The 1,113-nt window shown below is 46.8% G+C and carries 2 protein-coding genes; both read right to left on the bottom strand.

The features are described 5' to 3' along the window. Positions 1-560: PQQ-binding-like beta-propeller repeat protein (locus R7E42_RS25180; protein WP_318073264.1), on the bottom strand; the 560-nt coding region annotated here is incomplete at its 3' end. Between the two features lie 15 nt (positions 561-575). Beyond that, positions 576-1,113: tetratricopeptide repeat protein (locus R7E42_RS25175; RefSeq protein ID WP_318073263.1), on the bottom strand; the 538-nt coding region annotated here is incomplete at its 5' end.

The raw sequence follows: 1,113 nt of genomic DNA, 5'->3' as shown, positions 1-1,113 counted from the left end.
CGTAGTGTCAGGTTTGGAACTTCTGTACTTAGTGCCCAGCGCTGCTCACCAGTGCTTTCATCCAAAGCAATCAACATACCACGGCTGGTATTTACGATGATCAAGCCTGAATCCGCAACGGGTTTCGCCAGAACTTCACCACCGACTTTAATGCGCCAAATGATTTCACCAGTTTCTTGGCTTAGTGCAATCACTTCACCATTTTCAGAACCGATGTAAAGATGTTCGTACGCCGCAGTAATACCGCCAGACAGACGAGCAATCACGTCTTCTTCCAGATCGGTTTGCCATAATTGCTTACCATTTTCTGGATCAAGCGCTTTCACCAAACCATCACGGCTCGCGACAAACAACATGTCGTTTGCGTAGACAGGAGAAAGCTTTGAGAAGTAATGACCAACACCATCACCAATCGATGTGCTCCATTCACTCTTGGTCGTAAACTGACTATCTACCTGCGGTAGTGGTGCCATAACGATGGTATCTTCCTCGCCAGCACAACCAGCCAGGATGCCCACCGTTAATGCCCCTAACAAGGCTTTCTTAAAGACTCTTTTCATCCAATGCGGTCCTTATTATTTCGCCAAGTCGTCCAATTTCATTTGCAGTGTTGGGCTTGCATCTGCTGCTTGCTGCGCTTCTGTGTAAGCCGCGTAAGCTGCATCTTTGTCACCTTGACGAAGTGCAATATCACCACGCAATTCAGCAATGCGACCAGCCCATGCTGTATCTGTCACTTTGCCTAGCTCAGTGTTTGCAGCATCAAAGTTACCCATTTCTGTCTCGATACGAGCGATGCGGTAGCTAATTAGTGGAGATAATGCAGCATCTTTCGTATTGCTTTGAGCCCATTTAAGTTGCTCAAGAGCAGCAGCAAAGTCTTTCGCTTCAACTTGTGCTTTTGCTAGTTGCAGAGCAGCCAATACTGAATATTCTTTAACTTCGTTCGATTCGATAAAAGCTTGCACATCTGATTGCGCATCTACGCCTTTTTCTTGCAGCGTATTCATTGCGGTTGTGTAGCTTTGCGAAGCTGTTTCACTCGCCTGAATCACAGAATCCTGGTAGTAACGCCAGCCAAATAGACCACCTAAGCCAACAACAGCACCGATG

The organism is Vibrio sp. Vb1337, from assembly GCF_033338715.1.
In the GTDB taxonomy this organism is placed as follows: Bacteria; Pseudomonadota; Gammaproteobacteria; order Enterobacterales; family Vibrionaceae; genus Vibrio; species Vibrio alginolyticus.
The sequence above is the reverse complement of the archived record's forward strand: the minus strand, read 5'-3'. Positions and strand labels throughout refer to the sequence as shown.